This window comes from Nonomuraea ceibae, from assembly GCF_019396325.1.
In the GTDB taxonomy this organism is placed as follows: Bacteria; Actinomycetota; Actinomycetes; order Streptosporangiales; family Streptosporangiaceae; genus Nonomuraea; species Nonomuraea ceibae.
In genome coordinates this window covers 25,748-44,869 of the sequence record NZ_JAHKRO010000055.1, presented here as the reverse complement: position 1 = coordinate 44,869, position 19,122 = coordinate 25,748, and the positions used below count along the sequence as shown (strand labels likewise).

20 protein-coding genes are annotated in these 19,122 nt (G+C 73.3%); 1 reads left to right on the top strand and 19 read right to left on the bottom strand.

Annotation, left to right across the window (positions count from 1 at the left end; translation table 11 throughout):
• Window positions 1-3: 3 nt before the first annotated feature.
• The 13 genes from KME80_RS28940 to KME80_RS28880 form a co-directional block, all read right to left on the bottom strand.
• Complete coding sequence (locus KME80_RS28940; RefSeq protein WP_219509540.1) at window positions 4-849, bottom strand: S1C family serine protease; 846 nt, start codon at window positions 847-849, stop codon at window positions 4-6.
• Entirely contained in the window at window positions 846-1,787 is a 942-nt protein-coding gene (locus KME80_RS28935) for a VWA domain-containing protein (protein WP_219509539.1), read from the bottom strand. The genes KME80_RS28940 and KME80_RS28935 overlap by 4 nt, the downstream gene beginning before the upstream one ends.
• The gene (locus tag KME80_RS28930) at window positions 1,784-2,770 is read right to left on the bottom strand and encodes a DUF58 domain-containing protein (RefSeq protein WP_219509538.1); all 987 of its coding nucleotides are present in this window, start codon (window positions 2,768-2,770) and stop codon (window positions 1,784-1,786) included. Before KME80_RS28930 ends, KME80_RS28935 begins: the two co-directional genes overlap by 4 nt.
• Complete coding sequence (locus tag KME80_RS28925; RefSeq protein ID WP_219509537.1) at window positions 2,767-3,747, bottom strand: AAA family ATPase; 981 nt, start codon at window positions 3,745-3,747, stop codon at window positions 2,767-2,769. Before KME80_RS28925 ends, KME80_RS28930 begins: the two co-directional genes overlap by 4 nt.
• Window positions 3,744-3,887 (bottom strand): hypothetical protein, encoded by a 144-nt coding sequence (locus tag KME80_RS28920; RefSeq protein WP_219509536.1) that lies wholly within the window; start codon window positions 3,885-3,887, stop codon window positions 3,744-3,746. Before KME80_RS28920 ends, KME80_RS28925 begins: the two co-directional genes overlap by 4 nt.
• Before the next feature lie 98 nt (window positions 3,888-3,985).
• Window positions 3,986-5,557: a fused response regulator/phosphatase gene (locus tag KME80_RS52890; protein ID WP_219509535.1), complete on the bottom strand. Its 1,572-nt coding sequence runs from the start codon at window positions 5,555-5,557 to the stop codon at window positions 3,986-3,988.
• Window positions 5,550-7,199, bottom strand: coding sequence for an ATP-binding protein (locus tag KME80_RS28910; RefSeq protein WP_219509534.1), 1,650 nt, complete (start codon window positions 7,197-7,199; stop codon window positions 5,550-5,552). Before KME80_RS28910 ends, KME80_RS52890 begins: the two co-directional genes overlap by 8 nt.
• Window positions 7,196-8,197 (bottom strand): ATP-binding protein, encoded by a 1,002-nt coding sequence (locus KME80_RS52885; RefSeq protein WP_219509533.1) that lies wholly within the window; start codon window positions 8,195-8,197, stop codon window positions 7,196-7,198. Before KME80_RS52885 ends, KME80_RS28910 begins: the two co-directional genes overlap by 4 nt.
• A 12-nt stretch (window positions 8,198-8,209) precedes the next feature.
• A complete protein-coding gene (locus KME80_RS28900) occupies window positions 8,210-8,614 on the bottom strand; it encodes an anti-sigma regulatory factor (RefSeq protein WP_219509532.1) in 405 nt (134 codons plus the stop codon).
• On the bottom strand, window positions 8,611-8,976 hold the full coding sequence (locus KME80_RS28895; protein ID WP_219509531.1) for an STAS domain-containing protein: 366 nt from the start codon (window positions 8,974-8,976) through the stop codon (window positions 8,611-8,613). Before KME80_RS28895 ends, KME80_RS28900 begins: the two co-directional genes overlap by 4 nt.
• Window positions 8,976-9,812 carry an STAS domain-containing protein gene (locus tag KME80_RS28890; protein ID WP_246645943.1) on the bottom strand — a complete coding sequence of 279 codons (837 nt, stop codon included), beginning with the start codon at window positions 9,810-9,812 and terminating at the stop codon, window positions 8,976-8,978. Before KME80_RS28890 ends, KME80_RS28895 begins: the two co-directional genes overlap by 1 nt.
• A 151-nt stretch (window positions 9,813-9,963) precedes the next feature.
• Window positions 9,964-11,349 (bottom strand): glycine--tRNA ligase, encoded by a 1,386-nt coding sequence (locus tag KME80_RS28885; RefSeq protein ID WP_219509529.1) that lies wholly within the window; start codon window positions 11,347-11,349, stop codon window positions 9,964-9,966.
• Window positions 11,350-11,456: 107 nt separating this feature from the next.
• The gene (locus KME80_RS28880; RefSeq protein WP_219509528.1) at window positions 11,457-11,744 is read right to left on the bottom strand and encodes an antibiotic biosynthesis monooxygenase family protein; all 288 of its coding nucleotides are present in this window, start codon (window positions 11,742-11,744) and stop codon (window positions 11,457-11,459) included.
• Between the two features lie 64 nt (window positions 11,745-11,808).
• On the opposite strand from KME80_RS28880, the gene KME80_RS28875 reads away from it, so the two are divergent.
• Window positions 11,809-12,195 carry a DUF6703 family protein gene (locus KME80_RS28875; RefSeq protein WP_219509527.1) on the top strand — a complete coding sequence of 129 codons (387 nt, stop codon included), beginning with the start codon at window positions 11,809-11,811 and terminating at the stop codon, window positions 12,193-12,195.
• Window positions 12,196-12,213: 18 nt separating this feature from the next.
• Here KME80_RS28875 and KME80_RS28870 read toward each other — a convergent pair whose 3' ends face one another.
• The 6 genes from KME80_RS28870 to sucC are packed head-to-tail and all read right to left on the bottom strand — an operon-like array spanning window position 12,214 to window position 19,103.
• Window positions 12,214-13,743 carry an aldehyde dehydrogenase family protein gene (locus KME80_RS28870; protein WP_219509526.1) on the bottom strand — a complete coding sequence of 510 codons (1,530 nt, stop codon included), beginning with the start codon at window positions 13,741-13,743 and terminating at the stop codon, window positions 12,214-12,216.
• A gap of 9 nt (window positions 13,744-13,752) precedes the next feature.
• Entirely contained in the window at window positions 13,753-15,474 is a 1,722-nt protein-coding gene (gene gcl, locus KME80_RS28865; RefSeq protein ID WP_219509525.1) for a glyoxylate carboligase, read from the bottom strand.
• The gene (locus KME80_RS28860) at window positions 15,471-16,331 is read right to left on the bottom strand and encodes an NAD(P)-dependent oxidoreductase (RefSeq protein WP_219509524.1); all 861 of its coding nucleotides are present in this window, start codon (window positions 16,329-16,331) and stop codon (window positions 15,471-15,473) included. Before KME80_RS28860 ends, gcl begins: the two co-directional genes overlap by 4 nt.
• Entirely contained in the window at window positions 16,328-17,092 is a 765-nt protein-coding gene (locus KME80_RS28855; protein WP_219509523.1) for a hydroxypyruvate isomerase family protein, read from the bottom strand. The genes KME80_RS28860 and KME80_RS28855 overlap by 4 nt, the downstream gene beginning before the upstream one ends.
• Complete coding sequence (gene sucD, locus KME80_RS28850; RefSeq protein ID WP_219509522.1) at window positions 17,089-17,973, bottom strand: succinate--CoA ligase subunit alpha; 885 nt, start codon at window positions 17,971-17,973, stop codon at window positions 17,089-17,091. Before sucD ends, KME80_RS28855 begins: the two co-directional genes overlap by 4 nt.
• Window positions 17,973-19,103 (bottom strand): ADP-forming succinate--CoA ligase subunit beta, encoded by a 1,131-nt coding sequence (gene sucC / locus KME80_RS28845; RefSeq protein ID WP_219509521.1) that lies wholly within the window; start codon window positions 19,101-19,103, stop codon window positions 17,973-17,975. The genes sucD and sucC overlap by 1 nt, the downstream gene beginning before the upstream one ends.
• Between the last annotated feature and the right edge of the window lie 19 nt (window positions 19,104-19,122).

The window sequence follows — 19,122 nt, the reverse complement described above, 5'->3', positions numbered from 1 at the left end:
ACCCTAATTTCGGATGATGCGTTCCGCGATGGGCGCGGCGCGGTCGATCGGGATGGCGAAGCCGATGCCGATGTTGCCGCCGCCCCGGTCCGCCGCGATGGCCGTGTTCACGCCGACGACCTCGCCCCGGGCGTTGACGAGCGGGCCGCCGGAGTTGCCGGGGTTGATGGAGGCGTCCGTCTGCACGGCGGTGCGGGCCGAGCCGCCCAGCCTGACCTCGCGGTCCAGGGCGCTGACGATGCCGGCGGTGACGGTGCCGGACAGGCCGAGCGGCGAGCCGATGGCGAGCACCTGCTCGCCGACGGCCAGGGCGGCGGAGCGGCCGAGCGTCGCGGGCGGCAGCCCGGCGGCGCCGTCGACGCGCAGCACGGCCAGGTCCTCGTCGTCGTCGGCGCCGAGCACCCGGGCCGCCAGCCTGCGGCCGTCGCCGAGCACCACGGTCACCTCGCTCTCACCGCGTACGACGTGCGCGTTGGTGAGGACGTGGCCCCGGCCGTCCACCACGAACCCGGAGCCGCCGCCGCGCCGCAGCTCGATCGAGACGACGCTGGGGAGCACGCGGGCGGCGGTGGCGCTCATCCCGGCCAGGCTGCCCGCCGGGGCCGGGGCGGCCCTGGGCAGCGCGGCCGCGGCGGGCGGCTCGCTCCCGGCGAACACCGCCGCGCCGGCCAGACCGGCCGCGCCGCCGGTGACCGCCGCGACGAGCACGGCGGCGAGCAGCAGACGACCGCCCCGAGGCGGCGCGGCCGGCCCGGCCATCGCCCGCACGCCCGGCGTGACCGCCGGGGCCGGGCGGGTCAGGGGCGGGGTGACGAACTCCGGCCCGCTGGGCCGGCCGAGCCCGATCACGGCAGCCTCGCGAACCAGAGCATCGAGGCCCCGGCGGCCAGCAGCCCCAGGACCAGGGCCGCCGCCACGAACCACTGCCAGATCTCCTGCCGTTCGGTCCGGTAGCCGACCGACGTGCCGATGTCCTCGTAGACCGCCTGGAGCTCGTCGCCGCTGGCCGCCTCGTAGAAGCCGCCCCCGGCGGTCTCGGCCAGCTCCCGCAGGGCGGGGCCGTCCACCGGGACCGGCACCTGGCGGCCCTGCAGCTCGATGACGCCGCCCTGGGTGCCGTAGGCGATGGTGGTGACGGGCACGCCGCGCGCGGCCGCCTCCCGCGCGGCCTCGGCGACCGTCCTGCCGGTGGTGCTGGAGCCGTCCGACAGCAGCACGATGTGCGCGGGCGGCGCCTCCTCCTGGCTGTCGAGGGCGGCGATCGCCTCCAGCGACGACAGGACGGCCTCGCCGATGGCGGTGCCGGCGGACGTGGACAGCCGGTCGAGCGCGGTCAGCACCGCCTGCCTGTCGGTGGTGGGCGGGACCGCCACCGACGCGTCCGACGAGAACGCGACCAGGCCCAGGTTGAACCGCTCCGGCAGCCCGTCCACGAACTGCCGGGCCGCCTGCCGGGCGGCGGTGAACCGGTCCGGCGACACGTCGGTGGCCTCCATGGACGCGGACACGTCGAACGCCACCATGATCGTCGCGCGTTCCCTGGGCACCCGGACCTCGGCCGTCGGCCTGGCGAACCCGACGACCAGCAGCGCGAACACGCCGAGCAGCAGCGCGGCCGGCACGTGCCGCCGCCATCCGGGCCCGCGCGGGGCCACCTTGTCGAGCAGGTCCAGGTTGGTGAACCGGACGGCGTACGCGCTGCGCCTCGCCTGCGTCACCACGTACGCGACCGCGAGCAGGGCGACGGGCGCCAGGAGCAGCAGCCACATCGGCGAGAGCAGCGTCACCGGCCCCCACCCCCCGGTGACAGCGCCCCGGCGACACCGGGGGCGGCGGGCGCGGTGGGGCCAGTGGGGGCGGCGGGGGCGGTGGGGGCGTGGGCGAGGCGGCGGTGGGTGAGGATGTGACGGGCGAGGTCGCGGAGCCAGTCGCCGTCGGTGCGCAGCCGCAGGTGGGCGGCGCCGGCGCGGCGCAGGGCGGCCGCGATGGCAGCGCGCTGGGCGGCGGCGGCCTCGGCGTAGCGCAGCCGCAGCCGGGCGCCCGCCGTGGAGACCTCGCGCCGCCGCCCGGTCTCGGGGTCGACGAGCGTGAGGACGCCGACGTCCGGGAGCGTCAGCTCGCGCGGATCGAGCACCTCCACCGCGAGCGCCTGGTGGCGGACGGCGAGGCGGCGCAGCGCCGGCTCCCAGGCCGCCGGCTCGTCCAGGAAGTCCGACACCACCACGACGAGGCCACGCCGCCGCACCGCCTTCCCGAATCGCTCGATCGCCGCGCCGAGCGGCGGCGGGGCGGCGCCCGGCGGGGTGCGGGGCAGCGCGGACACGGCCCGCAGCACCGCCATCAGGTGCGCCCGCCCGGTCCTGGCGGGCAGGACGCGGACGCCGTCGCCGTGCAGCAGGTGGGCGCCCATCCGGTTGCCGGTCCGCTGGGTGAGGAAGCCGACCGCCGCCACGGCGGCCAGCGCGAGGTCGCGTTTCTCCATCGTGGCGGTGCCGAAGTCCATGCTGGCCGTGGCGTCGAGCAGCGTCCACACCTCCAGCTCGCGGTCGGCGACCTGCTCGCGCACGTGCGGCTCGGCGGTGCGCGCGGTGACGTTCCAGTCCATCCGCCGCACGTCGTCGCCGGGCCGGTACGGCCGGGCCTCGGCGAGCTCGCTGCCCGGCCCGGGGAACAGGCCCAGGTGCTCGCCCTGGAGCAGCCCGTCGAGCCGCCTGGTGATGACCAGCTCCAGCCTGCGCAGCGCGGGCTCGGCCGCCAGGTGGGCGGTCATGCGGCCGCGTCCTGCTGCGGGGCGATGACCGGGAGTGGCACCGCCGACAGGACCTGGTCCACGATCGACCTCGGCGGCACGTCGTCGGCCAGCGCGTCGAACGACAGCACCAGCCGGTGCGCCATCACGTCGGGCGCGAGGTCGCGGATGTCGTCGGGCAGCACGTACGAGCGGCCGCGCATGAGGGCGAGCGCCCGTCCGGCGGCGAGCAGGCCGAGCGTGGCGCGCGGGCCGGCCCCGAAGGCGAGGTGGCGGCCCAGGCCGGGCAGCCCGTAGCGGTCGGGGGCGCGGGTGGCGTGGACGAGGCGGACGGCGTACTCGGCGACGGCGTGGTGGACGAACACCTGGTCGGCGCGGCGTTGCAGCTCGGTGAGCCGGTCGGGGTCGAGCACGCGCTGGGGCACGGGCGGGTCGACGCTCATCCGGTAGGCGATCGCCAGCTCCTCCGACTCGCTGGGATAGCCGACGTCCACCTTGAGCAGGAAGCGGTCGCGCTGGGCCTCCGGCAGGTGGTAGACGCCTTCGGACTCGATCGGGTTCTGCGTGGCCAGCACCAGGAACGGCGTCGGCACCTGGTGGGTGGCGCCGCCGATGCTCACCTGCCGCTCGGCCATGATCTCCAGGAGCGCCGACTGGACCTTGGCGGGCGCCCGGTTGATCTCGTCGGCGAGCAGCAGGTTGACCATGACCGGGCCGAGCTCGATGTCGAACGTCTCGGTCGACGGCCGGTAGATGCGGGTGCCGACGATGTCGGACGGCACCAGGTCGGGCGTGAACTGGATGCGGGCGAACGTGCCGCCCACCACGGTGGCCAGGGTGTGGGCCGCCAGCGTCTTGGCGATGCCCGGCACCCCTTCGAGCAGGCAGTGCCCCCTGGCCAGGACCGCGACCAGCAGCCGTTCGACCATGTGGTCCTGGCCGACGATCACCCTCTTGACCTCGAACAGCGCCCGTTCCAGCAGTTCGGCGTCGGTCATGGCCTGACCTCGGGGCAGTCGTCCACGACGAGCCGGAGCTCCAGCGCGGACGGCTCCGGCCCGGCGTAGGCGGCGCCGCCCGTCAGGAGCAGCGCGCCGCCGGCCAGGAGAAGGGCGGCGATACGTGTGGTGCGTGGCATGGATCCCCTGTCCCTTTCATCGGGTTCAGGGCCATGTCATCAAGCGGGCGCGAAAACGTAGGTAACTGCGGCCTTTATGCGATTTTTCGGTGGGTTGGTCAGGCGTCGCGCCGCAGCACCACGAGCGCGACGTCGTCCTCCCGCGTCCCGAAGGCCGCCAGCATCCCGTCGCAGAACGCCTCCAGGTCGTCCCCGACGGTCTCGGCCAGCGCCCTGGCCCGCTCCAGGCAGTCGTCCAGCAGCGTGTGCCGGTCCTCCACCAGCCCGTCGGTGAACAGCATGACCGTCCCGCCGGGCGGCAGCACGAGGTGGTCGACCTTGTACTCCTCGTCGGCCACGCCCAGCATGAGGTTGCCCATGCCGTGGTAGCGGGCGTCGGGCCCGGCCATCAGCGGCGGGATGTGCCCGGCGTTGGCCAGCGCGATCTCGCCCGTCGCCGGGGTCAGCAGCATCAGGCAGACGGTCGCCGTCATGCCCGGGTGGTAGCGCCGCAGCACCTTGTTGAGCAGGTCCATCGACGCCGACAGGTTCACCTCGTCCATGACGGAGGCGCGCAGCGCGTGACGCAGCTCGGCCATGACCGTCGCGGCGTGCAGCGAGTGGCCCATCACGTCGCCGACCGCCACGAGCATCCGCTCGCCCAGGCTCAGCACCTCGTAGAAGTCGCCGCCCACCTCGAGCCCGCCGCCGGCGGGCTCGTAGCGCAGGCCCAGCGTCACCCCGGCCACGTCCGGGACGTACGGGGGCAGCAGGCTGCGCTGCAGCATGATCGAGATCGCGTGCTCCTCGGTGTAGGCGCGCCGCGCGTCGACGGCCAGGGCCAGCTCCTGGGCGAGCTGGCGCAGCAGGTTGACCTCGTCGGCGTCCAGCTCCGGGTCGGCCTCGACGCCGAGGAAGATCGGCGGCCGGCCCTTCCTGGTCCGGCAGAGGACCCCGGTGACCGGCATGTCGATCTCGGAGTCCGGCACGAGCTCGCGCCACCGCTCGGGCGGCAGGGTGATCACCTCGGCGCCCGTCGCCGGGCCGAGCGCGATCGCGGTCAGGCGCTCCAGCAGGCTGGGGGCGACGCCCTTGCCGGCCGCCGCCTCGCCAGGGCGCGCCCGGTAGCGGCGCAGCCGCCCGTCGGCGGGCAGCGCCAGCGCGCCGGAGAAGCGGCCCATGATCTCGGCGGTGCCCGCCACCGCCACCGACAGCAGCCGCTCGAAGGAGTCGGCCCGGTTGATGCGCAGCGTCGTCTCGGCCAGCCTGGCCAGGCGCCAGGCCATCACCTCGGCCTGCCGCCGCGCCCGCGAGTAGCGCAGCGTGGCCACGACGGTCGCGGTGAACTCGTCCGGCTCGATGGGCTCCGACAGGTACGCGTCCGCGCCCCGCTCCAGCCCCTCGGCCCGGTCGGTCACCGAGACGGCGTGGGCCGACACCTGGATGACCGGGATCGAGGCGGTCGCCGGGTCGGCCTTGATGCGCTCGCACACCGCGTAGCCGTCGAGGCCGGGCAGCCGCACGTCCAGCACCACCAGGTCGACGCCGCCCCGGGCGAGCACCTCCAGGGCCTCCTCCCCGGTGCCGGCCTCGACGACCTGGTGGCCGGCCCGGCGCAGCCAGCTCGACAGGATGTAGCGCTTGGTGGGCGTGTCGTCCACCACGAGGACCGTCGCGGGCGGCTCAGCCACGGCTCGTCCCCGTTGCCTCGCGCACCGCGCGCAGCAGGTCCTCGCGGCGCAGCCGGTCCTTGGACAGCACCGGATGGCCCGCCACGGCCCTGCCCGGCGCCACGGTCACGACCACCACCGGTACCTCCCGCAGCTCCTCGTCCTCCGCCATGCGCTGGAGCAGCGCGTTGCCGTCGAGGCGCGGCATCAGCATGTCCAGCACGACGACGCCGGGCCGCCGCTCCTTCATCACGCCCAGCGCCTCGACGCCGTCGCCGGCCTCGTCCACGTGGACGGCGAAGCCGTGCAGCATCCTGCGGGCCAGGGCGCGGAACGCCTCGTCGTCGTCGGCGATCAGCAGCCGCTCGACCTCGGGCACCAGGTGGTGGCGCGGCAGCCGGACGGTGACCGTCGTCCCCTCGCCCGCCGCGCTCGCCAGCTCCAGGCTCCCGTCCAGCGCCTCCACCAGCCTGCGCGCGTACGGCAGGCCGATGCCGGTGCCCCTGGCCGTGGCCTGGAGGGGGCCCGGCACCTGGTAGAACTCCTCGAAGACGCGCTCCAGATCCTCCTGCGAGATGCCGATGCCGGTGTCGGCCACGGTGACGACCACCTCGTCGGCGGCCTCGTCGAGCTCCGCCCGCAGCCGCACCTCGCCGCTCCGGGTGAACTTCAGCGCGTTCGACAGCAGGTTGCGCAGCACCCGCGTGAGCATGACCGCGTCGGTGTAGATCTCGGCCGCCTCGGGGGCGACCGAGGTGCGCAGCTCCACCTCGCCGGTCGGCTGCATCGTGACCCGGAGCTGCTCCACGAGCCTGGCCAGGTCGCACAGGCCGAGCTCGGGCTGCAGCCGCCCCGATTCGGCCTTGGCCATGTCGAGCAGCTCGCCCACCAGCGCCAGCAGCGTCTCGGCCGAGCCGCCGATGAGCCGGATCTGGTGCGCCTGCTCCTCGGTGAGCGGCTCGCCGCCGGGGCCGACGAGCAGCCGGACCAGGCCGATGACCGAGTTGAGCGGGGTGCGCAGCTCGTGGCTGAGCGTGGTCCAGAACCGGTTCCTGGCCTCCGACGCCTCGCGGAGCTGGGTGGACTTCTCGTCGAGCTCGGCGTAGAGGGCGACGACGCCGCGGTTGGTCTCCTCCAGCTCGCTGGAGAGCTGGTTGTACAGCGCCAGGACGCCGGTGTTGGTCTCCTGCAGCTCGGTGTTGAGCCGCCGCACGTCCTCCAGGGCCGTGGCCAGCTCCTCGTTCTGCGCCCGCAGTTCCTCCAGCGCGGTGACCGGGGTCAAGCCTGCCAGGCTGTCGCGGATGCGCTCGGCGGGCGGGCCCTGGCGGCGCGGGGGCAGCCGCTTGACGATCGTGACCGGCCCGCCGGGCGTGGCGGTGACCTCGTCCACCAGGCGCCGGGCGAGCGCCAGGCCCTCCGATGAGCACAGCGCGTCGGGGGCGCGCTCGACGGTGATGAGCAGCCGATCGCTCTCCAGCGAGAACACGACCAGGGCGCCGGTGCCGGCCGTCTCCCGGCCGACCTCGCTGAGCGCGGTCGCCACGCGAACCTGGTCCTGCGTCTCCAGCCCGGACAGCCGCGCCACCGCGCGGCCGAGGCGGCGCAGCGAGAAGACGTCCTGGTCGCCGGTCAGCCGGAGCCGGGCCACCTCGGTCCCGCTCATGGCCGCGGCCTCACGATCACCACGCAGGCGTCGTCGCGGCGGCTGCCCGCCTCGCGCAGCAGCCCGGCCGCGATCACGGCCGGGGAGCAGGTGAACAGGCCCGGGACCGCGCCGGCGGACCAGCGCTCGGTCAGCCCGTCGGAGTGCAGCACCACGCTGGCATGCTCGCCCAGCTCGTACTCGTACTGGCGCAGCGTCCCGCCCTGATGACCGGCGATGCCCGGCACGGAGATCATGCCCTGGCGGCCGTCGGCGCGGGAGATCCAGCCGGAGACGTTGCCGAGCCCGGCGTAGCTGACGGCGGTGGAGGTGACGCGCGCCACCGCGACCGCGCCGCCCCGGGTGGAGTTCAGGCCGCGGTGGACGCGGGCGAGGATCTCGCGCGGCTCGTCGCGGGACGAGCGCAGGAACAGCGCCACCGCCTCGCGGGAGGCCTGCGCGGCGGCCGGGCCGTGCCCCAGCCCGTCGCACACCAGTACGGTCGTCACCGGCCCGTCGGTGACGATCGCGTACGAGTCGCCCGACACGCTCTCCTCGCCGATGGGCCGCACCAGGCCGCTGGCCGGCGGGAGGGTGTCCAGCTCCGCCCGGCCGAACTGGACGGCGAGCACGGTGCCCTTGCCCGGCAGCGAGTGGACGTCGTAGCGGGAGGCGATGCGGGCGATCGCGCCCAGGCCGATGCCGAGCGTGCCGGACGTGGAGTAGCCGTCACGCAGAGCGCGCGCCACGTCGGGCATGCCCGGCCCCCGGTCCAGCGTGATCAGCTCGACGACGTCCGGGGCGCCCGGGCAGAGCCGGACTAGCGCCATCCCCTGCTCGGCGTGCTTGACCAGGTTGGAGACGGCCTCGGTGGCCGCCACCGCGACCTGGCCGGTGCGCTCGTCGCCGAAACCGGCGGCCAGGGCGAGCCCGGTGGCGAGCCGGCGCACCGCGCCGACCGCGCTGGGCTCCTCGGCGCGTATCCAGGTGTCGTCGCCGAACTGCCTGATGCCGTCCACTGATCCAGCCACCTATCTGGCCCACTTCGTCACGGTCACCGTCGTCCCCTTCCCAGGGGCCGAGGTCAGCTCGAACTCGTCGACCAGCCGCCGGGAGCCGCCCAGGCCAAGGCCCAGGCCGCTGCCGGTGGTCCAGCCGTCGGTGAGCGCCTGCTCCACGTCCGGGATGCCGGGGCCCTCGTCGACGAAGGACAACCTGAGGCCCCGGCGCAGGCCGTTGTCGACGATCTCGACGCTGGCCCGGCCTCCTCCGGCGTAGACGAGCGCGTTGCGGGCGAGCTCGCTGGCCGCTGTGACGACCTTGGTCTGATCGACGAGGGAGAGCCCGACGTCCACGGCCAGGGTCCGGACCCGCTGGCGCACGGCCACGACGTCGGCGTTGCTCGTGATCGGCAGCTCGTGACCGCCTCCGGTCATCGTGACGTGCTCCGGGTGTGCTCCAGCAACGCGACGCCCTTCTCCAGGTCGAGGGCGGTGCGCACGCCGCCCAGGGACAGGCCGAGCTCGACCAGCGTGATGGCCACCGCCGGGCGCATGCCGACGACCACGGTCTCGGCGTCGAGCATCCGCGACATGGCGGCGATCGTGGCCAGCATGCGGCCGATGAACGAGTCGACGATCTCCACGGCGGTGATGTCGATGATGACGCCGCGCGCCCCGGTGGAGACCACCCTGTCGGCCAGGTCCTCCTGGAGGGCCAGCACGCTCTGGTCCTCCAGGTCCACCTGGATGGAGATGATGAGGATGTCGCCCAGCTTGAGAATGGGGACGCGCTCCATCAGACCTCCTCGGTCCGCACCGCGATGCGGGTGCGGCGGGGGGTGCTGATCTCGGTGCCGCTGCGGCTGAGCGCGTAGGCGAGGGCGTCGGCGAGCGAGGCCTTGGTGACGATGTCGCCGAACTCGATGCCGAGCGTGACGATGGTGTGCGCGATCTGCGGGCGGATGCCGGAGATGACGCATTCGGCGCCCATCAGGCGGGCGGCGAAGACGGTCTTGAGCAGGTGCTGGGCGACCTGGGTGTCGACGGCGGGGACGCCGGTGATGTCGATCACGGCGTGCTCGGAGCCGGTCTCGACCAGCGTCTGCAGCAGCTTCTCCATCACGACCTGGGTCCTGGCCGAGTCCAGGGTGCCGATCAGGGGCACCGCGACGATGCCCTCCCACAGCTTGACGACGGGCGTCGACAGCTCCAGGAGCTGTTCCGCCTGGTCCAGGATGATCGTCTCGCGGGCGGTGGCGTACACCTCGAACGTGTAGAGGCCGAGGTCGTCGATCAGCCGCGAGAACCAGATGAAGCCGCGCAGGGCGTCGGCGGAGCCGTCGCTCTCGACGGCCTCGTAGACGGCCTCCTTGAGGCCGTAGACCGCGCGCGCGGTGTCGGAGGGGGTGTGGCCCTGCCGGGCGCGCTCGCGCGACAGCTCGGCGAGCAGGCCGCGGACGTCGGTCAGGTCGTCACGGCCCTCGCCGATGGCGAGGCGCAGCGCCTGGTAGATGTCCCGCAGCTCCTCGCCGGACGTCTTGGCCAGGGCTGTCCAGCGCTGCAGCACCCGCTCTTCCTCAGTGGTGAGCAGGTCGTGGATGCGTTGCCTGCTGGCATCAGCGTGAGCGGTCAACGGTGACCTCCGGAGCAGATCGGGACAGGGGCAGTCCATGAATGCTACAAGCGAGAGATGTGGTGTTACGTCCAGGTATGCGAGGATCGGCGCGAACGGAACGCGAAAGGGCCGCACCGGAGTGCGGCCCTTTCGGTGAACGAGCGGTGCGTCAGTCGTTGAGGTGCTGGCGCAGGTAGGAGTCGACCTGGTCGAGGGCGATGCGCTCCTGGCTCATGGAGTCGCGCTCGCGCACGGTGACCGCCTGGTCGTCCAGGGTGTCGAAGTCGATCGTGATGCAGAACGGCGTGCCGATCTCGTCCTGGCGGCGGTAGCGGCGGCCGATCGCGCCCGCATCGTCGAACTCGACGTTCCACCGGCGGCGGAGCTGGGCGGCCAGGTCACGCGCCTTCGGCGACAGGTCGGCGTTGCGCGACAGCGGCAGCACCGCGGCCTTGACCGGGGCCAGGCGGTGGTCCAGGCGCATGACCGTGCGCTTCTCCATCACGCCCTTGGCGTTGGGCGCCTCGTCCTCGGTGTAGGCGTCGAGCAGGAACGTCAGCGTGGCCCGGTCGACGCCGGCGGCCGGCTCGATCACGTACGGGACGTAACGCTCGCCGGTGTCCTGCTCGAAGAAGCTGAGGTCGACGCCCGAAGCCTTGGAGTGGGCGGTCAGGTCGAAGTCGGTGCGGTTGGCGATGCCCTCCAGCTCACCCCACTCCGAGCCGGTGAAGTTGAAGCGGTACTCGACGTCCACGGTCCGCTTGGAGTAGTGGGACAGCTTCTCCTTGGGGTGCTCGTAGAGCCGGAGGTTGTCCTTGTTGATGCCCAGGTCGGAGTACCAGCGGAAGCGCTCGTCGATCCAGTACTGGTGCCATTCCTCGTCGGTGCCGGGCTTGACGAAGAACTCCATCTCCATCTGCTCGAACTCGCGCGTGCGGAAGATGAAGTTGCCCGGCGTGATCTCGTTGCGGAACGACTTGCCGATCTGGCCGATGCCGAACGGGATCTTGCGGCGGGCCGACTGCTGCACGTTCTGGTAGTTGATGAAGATGCCCTGGGCGGTCTCGGGCCGCAGGTAGGCCAGGCCGGACTCGTCCTCGACCGGGCCGAGGAAGGTCTTGAGCAGGCCGCTGAACTGCCGGGGCGCGGTGAAGGAGCCCTTGTTGCCGCAGTTGGGGCAGGTGATGTCGGCCAGGCCCCCGGCGGGCTCCTTGCCGTTCTTCTCCTCGTACGCCTCGAGCAGGTGGTCGGCGCGGAAGCGCTTGTGGCAGGACTGGCACTCGGTCAGCGGGTCGGTGAAGGTCTCGACGTGGCCGCTGGCCTGCCACACCTCGGGGGCGAGGATGACGCAGGAGTCGAGGCCGACGACGTCCTCGCGGGCCTGGACCATCGACAGCCACCACTGCCGCTTGACGTTGTTCTTCAGCTCGACGCCCAGCGGACCGTAGTCCCATGACGCGCGCAGTCCGCCGTAGATCTCGCTCGACGGGTAGACGAGCCCGCGGCGCTTGGCGAGGCTGACGATGGTGTCCATGACGTCGGTGCGTCGTGCCATGTTGGTCGGTTCTCTTTCCGGCTGGAGGTCGGCGAGGGAATTCTCAGTGGACTCTCAGTGAGGTCCCAGCTTAGGGGACGGGGCCGCGGCCCCGTGCGCGAGTGACGTTACGCGCCTTCGAGGAGGTAGACGTCCTCGAAGGCACTGGGTTCGTTGACCATGAGCGTCATGAGGGGATACATCGCCATCCGGGCGGCGGACAGCGCCCGGCGGTAGAACCCGGCGCCCTCCCATTCGCTGATCACGGCCCACAGGTTGGGCTCGTCGACGGACCGCGCCAGCCGGCCCCGGACGTAGCCGGGCTGTTCGGCGAGCAGGTCGAGGATGGCTTGGCCCTGCTTGGCGAAGTCTTGGGACTGGGACTCTGGAACGGTGTAGCGGATCACGGCGAGCACGCCCCCAGGATGTCAGACGGCGCGGAGCCTCCGGGCCGATTCGCGCGGCGCTAGGCTCGGCACCGTGGGCACAGACGACGACCGCCGCAGACACCCGCTCGCCCAGCCGCGTCCCGGGGCCAAGCGCCCGCTGCCGCCCGGCGAGCAGTTCTTCACGCCGGGGGCGACGGGCCTGCGCAAGTCGGTGGAGGAGCGCAGCGCCACGCCGATGGCGTTCCTGTTCACGCAGGTGCCCCGGTGGGTGACACCCGCGGTGATGGTGGTCCTGCTGCTGGCCGGGTTCGCGGTCACCAACTGGCTGGGGGGCGTGGCGGTGCTGCCCGTCCTCGTCTTCATCGGCTGGCTGGCCTACCTGTCGTGGCCGTCCCTGGGGGTGGGCGGGAAGCTGCTGCGGGTGGCGATGCTGACGTTCCTGGTGCTGCTGGCGGCGACCAGGTTCGGGGCGTTCTAGCCGGTCCGGTCGCCGGCGTCACGGCAGCAGCGTGTAGTGCGGGAAGTTGCCGGGCAGGCGCTCGCCCTCGGGGCCCTGGGTGGCGGCCCGGACGAGCAGCTCGCCGCCGACGAACGCGCCGCGCCAGGAGGCGCCGAGCCCGCCGAACAGCTCCTCCCGGTCGCCCCGGGAGCGCGGCCGGTTGTGGCCGACCTTGAAGGCCCGCACGTCGCGGGCGAGCCTGCCGTACGTGTCCTCCTCGTCGCAGGACAGGGTGGCGACCAGGGCTCCGTTGCTGGCGTTCATCGCGGCCAGCAGCTCGGCCTCGGTGTCCACCAGCACGATCGTGTCGACGGGGCCGAACGGCTCGGCGTGGAAGAGGGGCGAGGAGCGGGGCGGGCTGAGCAACGCCACCGGCGCGAAATACGCCGAAATATCCTGCCCTGGCAGGAAATGTCCGTCAGCCAGCGACGCCCGGTGCACCGGCACCCCGCCCCGTGCCACCGCCTCGTCCACCTGGTCGGCCAGCTCCTTGGCCTTCGAGGCGTTGATCAGCGGCCCGAAGTCCAGCTCCGGCAGCGGATCGCCGGGCTCGGCCACGGCCAGCGGATGCCCGAACCGCAGCGACCCGACCGCCGCCAGGTACGCCCGCAGGAACTCGGGGAACAGCGACCGCTGCACCACGAACCTCGGATAGGCGGTGCACCGCTGCTTGCCGTAGTCGAAGGAGGCCCGGATCTGCCGGGTGAGCGCGTCCCAGCCGGAGAACTCCCACACGCCCCAGCAGTTGAGCCCCTCCTGCTCCAGCACGTGCCGCCGCTCCGGGTCGGCCAGCGAGGTCGCCACGCTGGCGCCCGCGTCGCGCCCGCCGACGAACGACACGCAGCCGAGCGAGCGCCCGGCCACCAGCACCGGTGACAGCTCCGCCCCTCCCCCGCTGACCAGCGTGAAGGGCAGCCCCTCCCGCACGGCCAGCGCGCAGGCGAGCGTGAGGCAGCACAGCCCGCCGTCGGTCGGCGTCTTGGCGATCACCGCGTTGCCGGCCAGCGCCTGCACGAGCATCGCGTGCATGAGCACGCTCATCGGGTAGTTCCAGCTCGCGATGTTGCTCACCGGGCCGGGCAGCGGCGCCCGCCCGGCGACCATGCGGTCGATCTCCTCCAGATACCAGCGCACCCCGTCCAGGCACCGGTCCACGTCGGCGCGGGCGGTCTTCCACGGCTTGCCGATCTCCCACACGAGCATCAGGGCCAGCAGGTCGCGGTGCTCGGCCATGGCTTCCACGGCCGCCGCCACCCGGGCCCTGCGCTCGGCGAGCGGCAGGTGCCGCCACTGCCGGTGCTCGTCGACGGCGCCCGCCACGGCCCGGCCCGCGCCCGCCCGGTCCAGCCGGGGCGGCCCGGCGATGGCGGTGCCGTCCAGCGGCGAGAAGACGGGCGCGGGCCGCCCGTCACGCTGCCAGAACCCGCCCCAGTGGTTGAGCACCCGGTCCTCGTGGAACGCCTCGGGCGCCACCGCGTGACCGCGTGCGTAGGTGTCCTGCCAGGCCGTACCCGGTTTGAGCAGCATGGCGCCTCCTCAGTCGGACCAGTCGACGGCGATGAGCTCGGGCAGCGGCTCGAACTCCTTGATCTCCTTCAGCGACGGCCCCATCGCGGCGTTGGCCTCGCGCTCGACCATCACCTCCACCAGCACCGGGAGCCGTTCGCGGGCGGCCTCGGCGCTCGCCCAGGCCAGCGCGTCGCGGAGGTCGCCCGGCTCCTCCACCCGGCGCGCCGGGCAGCCGAACGCCTCCATGGCCTTCACGTGGTCGATCCCGCCCTCGCCGTAGTGCAGGTCCACGGCGAAGTTCATCTCGTACGGGATCTCCGCCTGCCTGATGAGGCCCAGGTACTCGTTGTTGATCATCACGATGACGAACGGGATGCGGTACTGGGCGGCGACCGCGACCTCCTCCATGAGGAACTGGAAGGAGTAGTCGCCGACCACCACCACGACCTGCCGTTCGGGGTGGGCGCACTTGACGCCCATCGCGGCCGGCACCTCCCAGCCCAGCGGCCCGGCCTGGCCGCAGACCAGGTAGCGGCGCGGCAGGTAGGTCGTCTGGAACTGGCCGGACCAGATCTGGTAGAGCCCGATCGCGGTGACGAACGTGGTGTCGCGGCCGTAGAACTCATTGAGCTCCCTGAAGACCCTGGGCGGCTTGATCGGCACGTCGTCGAAGTCGTCGCGGCGGGCCATCGTGGCGCGCAGCTCGCCGACCCGGCGCGGCCAGGCGCCCGGCTCGCGCGCCTCGCCCCGGCCGCGCGCCTCGTCGAGCAGCGCGGACAGCGCCGGCCTGGCGTGGCTCACGATGCCGAGGTCGGGCTCGAAGACCCGGCCGAGCTGGGTGGGCTCGATGTCCACGTGGATGAACGTGCGCCGGCCCCGGTAGACGTCCAGGTCGCCGGTGTGGCGGTCGCCGAACCGCGCGCCGACCGCCAGCACGAGGTCGCTCTCCAGGAACGCCGCGTTGCCCCACCGGGTCTGCGTCTGGATGCCGGCCATCCCGGCGAACAGCGGGTGGTCCTCCGGGAAGGCGCCCTTGCCCATGAGCGTGACCTGGACCGGCACCTGGAGGTGCTCGGCCAGCGCCAGCAGCTCCTCCGCCGCGTCGGCGATGATCACGCCGCCGCCCGCCAGGATGAGCGGCCTCCTGGCCTCGCCGATGAGGTCGACCGCCCGGCGCACCGCGCGGGGTAAGGGCCGCGGCACCTCGACGGGCAGTGGCGCGTCCACCGTCCTGTCGTACAGGCAGGTGCCGCGCTGCACGTCGATCGGCAGGTCGATGAGCACCGGCCCGGGCCTTCCGGAACGGGCGATCCGGAACGCCTCCCGGAACACCCACGGCGCCTGGGCGGGCTCCTTGAGCTGCACCGCCCATTTGGTGACGGGCCGGGCGACCTCCACGATGTCGACCGCCTGGAACGCCTCCTGGTGCAGCTTGGCGGTGGCCGCCTGCCCGGTGACGCAGATCATCGGGATCGAGTCGGCCATCGCGGTGTAGAGGCCGGTGATCATGTTGGTGCCGGCGGGGCCGGAGGTGCCGATGCAGACGCCGACGTTCCCGGTGACGCGCGCCCAGCCGTCGGCGGCGTGCGTGCCGCCCTCCTCGTGGCGGACCGTGATGTGCCGGATCGAGCTGTGCTGGAGCGCCGCGTACAGCGGCAGGATGGCCGCGCCCGGGATGCCGAAGACCGTGTCGACGCCCTCCGACTCCAGCACCGCGACCACGGCCTCCATGCAGGGGACTCGTGTCATGAATTGAGCCTTTCGATCACTTTGAGCAGCGCGGAGTGGTCGAGCGAGCCGTGGCCCTGCGCCCTGGCCGCCGCGACGAGCTGGGCGACCTGGCCGGTGAGCGGCAGGCTGACCCCGGCCTCGCGGGCCGCGGCGATCGCGATGCCCATGTCCTTGTGGTGCAGGTCGATGCGGAAGCCCGGGGCGAACTGCCGCCTGATCATCGTGTGCCGCTTGAGGTCGAGGACGCGCGAGCCGGCCAGGCCGCCGGCGAGCACGTCCAGCCCGGCGACGGGGTCGACGCCGGACGCCTCCAGCAGCACGATCGCCTCGGCGACCAGCCCGTAGATCCCCCCGACGACGAGCTGGTTGGCCGCCTTGACGGTCTGCCCCGCGCCGGCCGGGCCGACGTGCACGATCGTGGTGCCGAGCGCGCCGAGCACCGGCCGGGCCGCCTCCACGTCCTCGGCCGCGCCGCCCACCATGATCGACAGGGTGCCGTCGATCGCGCCGCGCTCGCCGCCGCTGACCGGCGCGTCCAGCGCCCGCACGCCCCTGGCCGCCGCCAGCCCGGCGACCCAGCGGGAGGTCTCGGGCCGGATCGTGCTCATGTCGAGGTAGAGCAGGCCGGGCGAGGCGTGCTCGACGACGTCCGGCGCCACCTGCTCGACCTGCGGCGAGTCGGGCAGCATGGTGATCACCACGGCCGCGCCGGTCACCGCCTCGGCCACGCTGGAGGCGCCCTTGCCGCCCCGCGCGACCAGCTCGTCCACCCGCTCCGCGCTGACGTCGTAGCCGGTCACGGCGTGCCCGGCGGCGACCAGGTTGGCGGCCATCGGGCTGCCCATGATCCCCAAGCCGACGAACGCGATCGTCATCCCTGCCTCCAAGCGAACGCACCCGGCCCCTCGTGCCGGTACTCCAGGCCGACGTGCCCCCGGTAGCCGGCCTCCGCCAGCCGCGCGAGGATCTCCGGGTACGGCATCCGCCCGCTCCCGGGCCGCCCCCGGCCGGGGTCGTCGGCGATCTGCACGTGACCGAACCTCGCCGCGTGCCCGCCGACGAGCGCGAGCACGTCCTCACCCATGCGGTGCAGGTGGTAGAGGTCGGCCAGGAAGGCCACGTTCTCGCGGCCCACCTCGCCGATCAGGTCGAACGCCTCCTGGGACGACGTGATCGGGTAGTGCGGGTTCTCGTGGGAGTTGAGAGCCTCGACCACGACGGTCGCGCCGATCTCCCCCGCCGCGTCGGCGGCCCTCCTCAGGTTCTCCACCGCCAGCGCGCGGTCCGTGCCGGGACCGTTGCCGTACAGGGCGTTGAGCACCCCGCACCCGAGCTCGCCGGCGAACGCGACCGCCACCGGGATGTTCGCCCGGAAGCGTGCGGAGCCGTCGGGCCGCGCCAGCAGGCCGCGCTCGCCGGCGGCCATGTCGCCGGCGTCGAAGTTGAGCCCCGACAGCCGCACGCCGGCGTCCTCGACGGCGGCGCGCAGCGCGGCCAGGTCCGCGGGGTCCGGCTCGGGCGTGGCGAACGGCCACCACAGCTCGACCGCGTCGAACCCGGCCTTGGCCGCCGCCGCGGGCCGCTCCAGCAGCGGCAGGTCCGTCAGCAGGATGGACAGGTTGACCGCGAACCTCATGCCGCCGCCCTGCCGAGCGCCGACCGCATGAGCCTGGCCGTCTCCGACGGCGTCCGCCCGACCCGCACGCCGACCGCCTCCAGCGCCTCCTTCTTGGCCTGGGCGGTGCCCGACGAGCCCGACACGATCGCGCCCGCGTGCCCCATCGTCCTGCCCTCGGGGGCGGTGAACCCGGCCACGTAGGCGACGACGGGCTTGGTGACGTGCGCGGCGATGTACGCGGCGGCCCGCTCCTCGGCGTCGCCGCCGATCTCGCCGATCATCACGATCGCGTCGGTGCCCGGGTCGTCCTGGAACTCCTGGAGGCAGTCGATGTGCGTGGTGCCGATCACCGGGTCGCCGCCGATGCCCACGGCGGTCGAGAACCCCAGGTCGCGCAGCTCGTACATGAGCTGGTACGTGAGCGTGCCCGACTTGGAGACCAGGCCGATCCGCCCCGAGGAGGTGATGTCGGCGGGGATGATCCCGGCGGAGGACTGGCCGGGACTGATCAGACCGGGGCAGTTCGGGCCGATGATCCTGGTCCGTCCCGCCGCCGCGGCGCGCAGCCGGATCGCGTCGCGTACGGGCACGCCCTCGGTGATGACCACGCACAGCGGCACCGCCGCCGAGACCGCCTCCTCCACGGCCGCGAGCGTGAAGCGCGGCGGCACGAACACCACCGACACGTCGGCGCCGGTCTCGGCCACGGCGTCGGCCACCGAGCCGAAGACCGGCACCGCGCGCTCGCCGAAGTCGACCGAGCGGCCGCCCTTGCCGGGGGTCACCCCGGCCACCACCTCGGTCCCGGCGGCCAGCATGCGGGCGGTGTGCCTGCTGCCCTCCGCGCCGGTCATGCCCTGGACCAGCACCCGGCTGTCCTTGGTCAGGAAGATCGCCATCACGCACCTGCCGCGAGTCTGGCCGCCATCTCGGCGGCGCCGTCCATGGTGGAGACCTGGCGGACCACCGGGTGCCGGGCGTCGCTCAGGATGCGCCGGCCCACCTCGGCGTTGTTGCCGTCCAGGCGTACGACGATGGGCCTGCTGTGGCCGCGTTCGCCGAGCAGTTCGAGCGCGGTGACGATGCCGTTGGCCACCGCGTCGCAGGCGGTGATGCCGCCGAAGACGTTGACCAGCACCGACCGGACGTCCGGGTCCGCCAGGATGATCTCCAGGCCGTCGGCCATGACCTGGGCGGACGCGCCGCCGCCGATGTCCAGGAAGTTCGCCGGATCGGCGCCCGCGCCCGCGACCACGTCGAGCGTGCTCATCACCAGCCCGGCGCCGTTGCCGATGACGCCGACGCTGCCGTCGAGCTTGACGTAGTTGAGGCCCTTGGCCCTGGCCCGGTCCTCCAGGCTGCCGGTGCGCTCCCCGGCCGGCCGCTCGTGGCGGAAGGCGGCGTTGTCGTCCAGGGTGACCTTGCCGTCGAGGGCGACGATCTGCTGGCCGGTGGTGCAGATGAGCGGGTTCACCTCGACGAGCAGGGCGTCCTCCTCGGCCATCACGGTCCACAGCCGCTCCAGGACCGGGGCCGCGGCCTGCGGCAGGCCCGCCTTGGCGGCCAGCAGCCGCGCCGTGCCGGCGTCCACGCCGGTCACCGGGTCGATCGGCAGCCGCACGATCGCGCCGGGGTCCGTCGCGGCCAGCTCCTCGATCTCCATGCCGCCCTGGGCGGACACCATGGCCAGGAAGCCGCCCTCGGCCCGGTCGACCAGGAAGGCCGCGTAGTACTCCTCGAAGGGCACGGTCGCGGCCTCGACCAGCACCCGTTTCGCGATATGTCCCTTGATGTCCATGCCGAGGACGCGGGCCGCCTCCTCCTCGGCCGCGGCCGGGCCCGCCGCCGCCCTGATGCCGCCCGCCTTGCCCCTGCCACCGGTCTTCACCTGGGCCTTGACCACGACGGGGGCGCCCAGCTCTGCCGCGATCGCGCGGGCCTGCCCAGGCGTTTCCGCGACCCTGCCCGGCGGGACCGGGATCCCGTGGCGCCCGAAGAGCTCCTTCGCCTGGTACTCGTACAGGTCCATTCGAGCCTCCTTTGTAGAC

Bases quoted from the DNA above. Each gene is read 5' to 3' on its own strand.
- sucC (WP_219509521.1), bottom strand. From the start codon at position 19,103: ATGGACCTGTACGAGTACCAGGCGAAGGAGCTCTTCGGGCGCCACGGG.
- KME80_RS28930 (WP_219509538.1), bottom strand. From the start codon at position 2,770: ATGACCGCCCACCTGGCGGCCGAGCCCGCGCTGCGCAGGCTGGAGCTG.
- sucD (WP_219509522.1), bottom strand. From the start codon at position 17,973: ATGGCGATCTTCCTGACCAAGGACAGCCGGGTGCTGGTCCAGGGCATG.
- KME80_RS28895 (WP_219509531.1), bottom strand. From the start codon at position 8,976: ATGGAGCGCGTCCCCATTCTCAAGCTGGGCGACATCCTCATCATCTCC.
- KME80_RS28885 (WP_219509529.1), bottom strand. From the start codon at position 11,349: ATGGCACGACGCACCGACGTCATGGACACCATCGTCAGCCTCGCCAAG.
- KME80_RS28860 (WP_219509524.1), bottom strand. From the start codon at position 16,331: ATGACGATCGCGTTCGTCGGCTTGGGGATCATGGGCAGCCCGATGGCC.
- KME80_RS28910 (WP_219509534.1), bottom strand. From the start codon at position 7,199: ATGAGCGGGACCGAGGTGGCCCGGCTCCGGCTGACCGGCGACCAGGAC.
- KME80_RS28870 (WP_219509526.1), bottom strand. From the start codon at position 13,743: ATGCTGCTCAAACCGGGTACGGCCTGGCAGGACACCTACGCACGCGGT.
- KME80_RS28855 (WP_219509523.1), bottom strand. From the start codon at position 17,092: ATGAGGTTCGCGGTCAACCTGTCCATCCTGCTGACGGACCTGCCGCTG.
- KME80_RS28925 (WP_219509537.1), bottom strand. From the start codon at position 3,747: ATGACCGACGCCGAACTGCTGGAACGGGCGCTGTTCGAGGTCAAGAGG.
- KME80_RS28900 (WP_219509532.1), bottom strand. From the start codon at position 8,614: ATGACCGGAGGCGGTCACGAGCTGCCGATCACGAGCAACGCCGACGTC.
- gcl (WP_219509525.1), bottom strand. From the start codon at position 15,474: ATGACACGAGTCCCCTGCATGGAGGCCGTGGTCGCGGTGCTGGAGTCG.
- KME80_RS28920 (WP_219509536.1), bottom strand. From the start codon at position 3,887: ATGCCACGCACCACACGTATCGCCGCCCTTCTCCTGGCCGGCGGCGCG.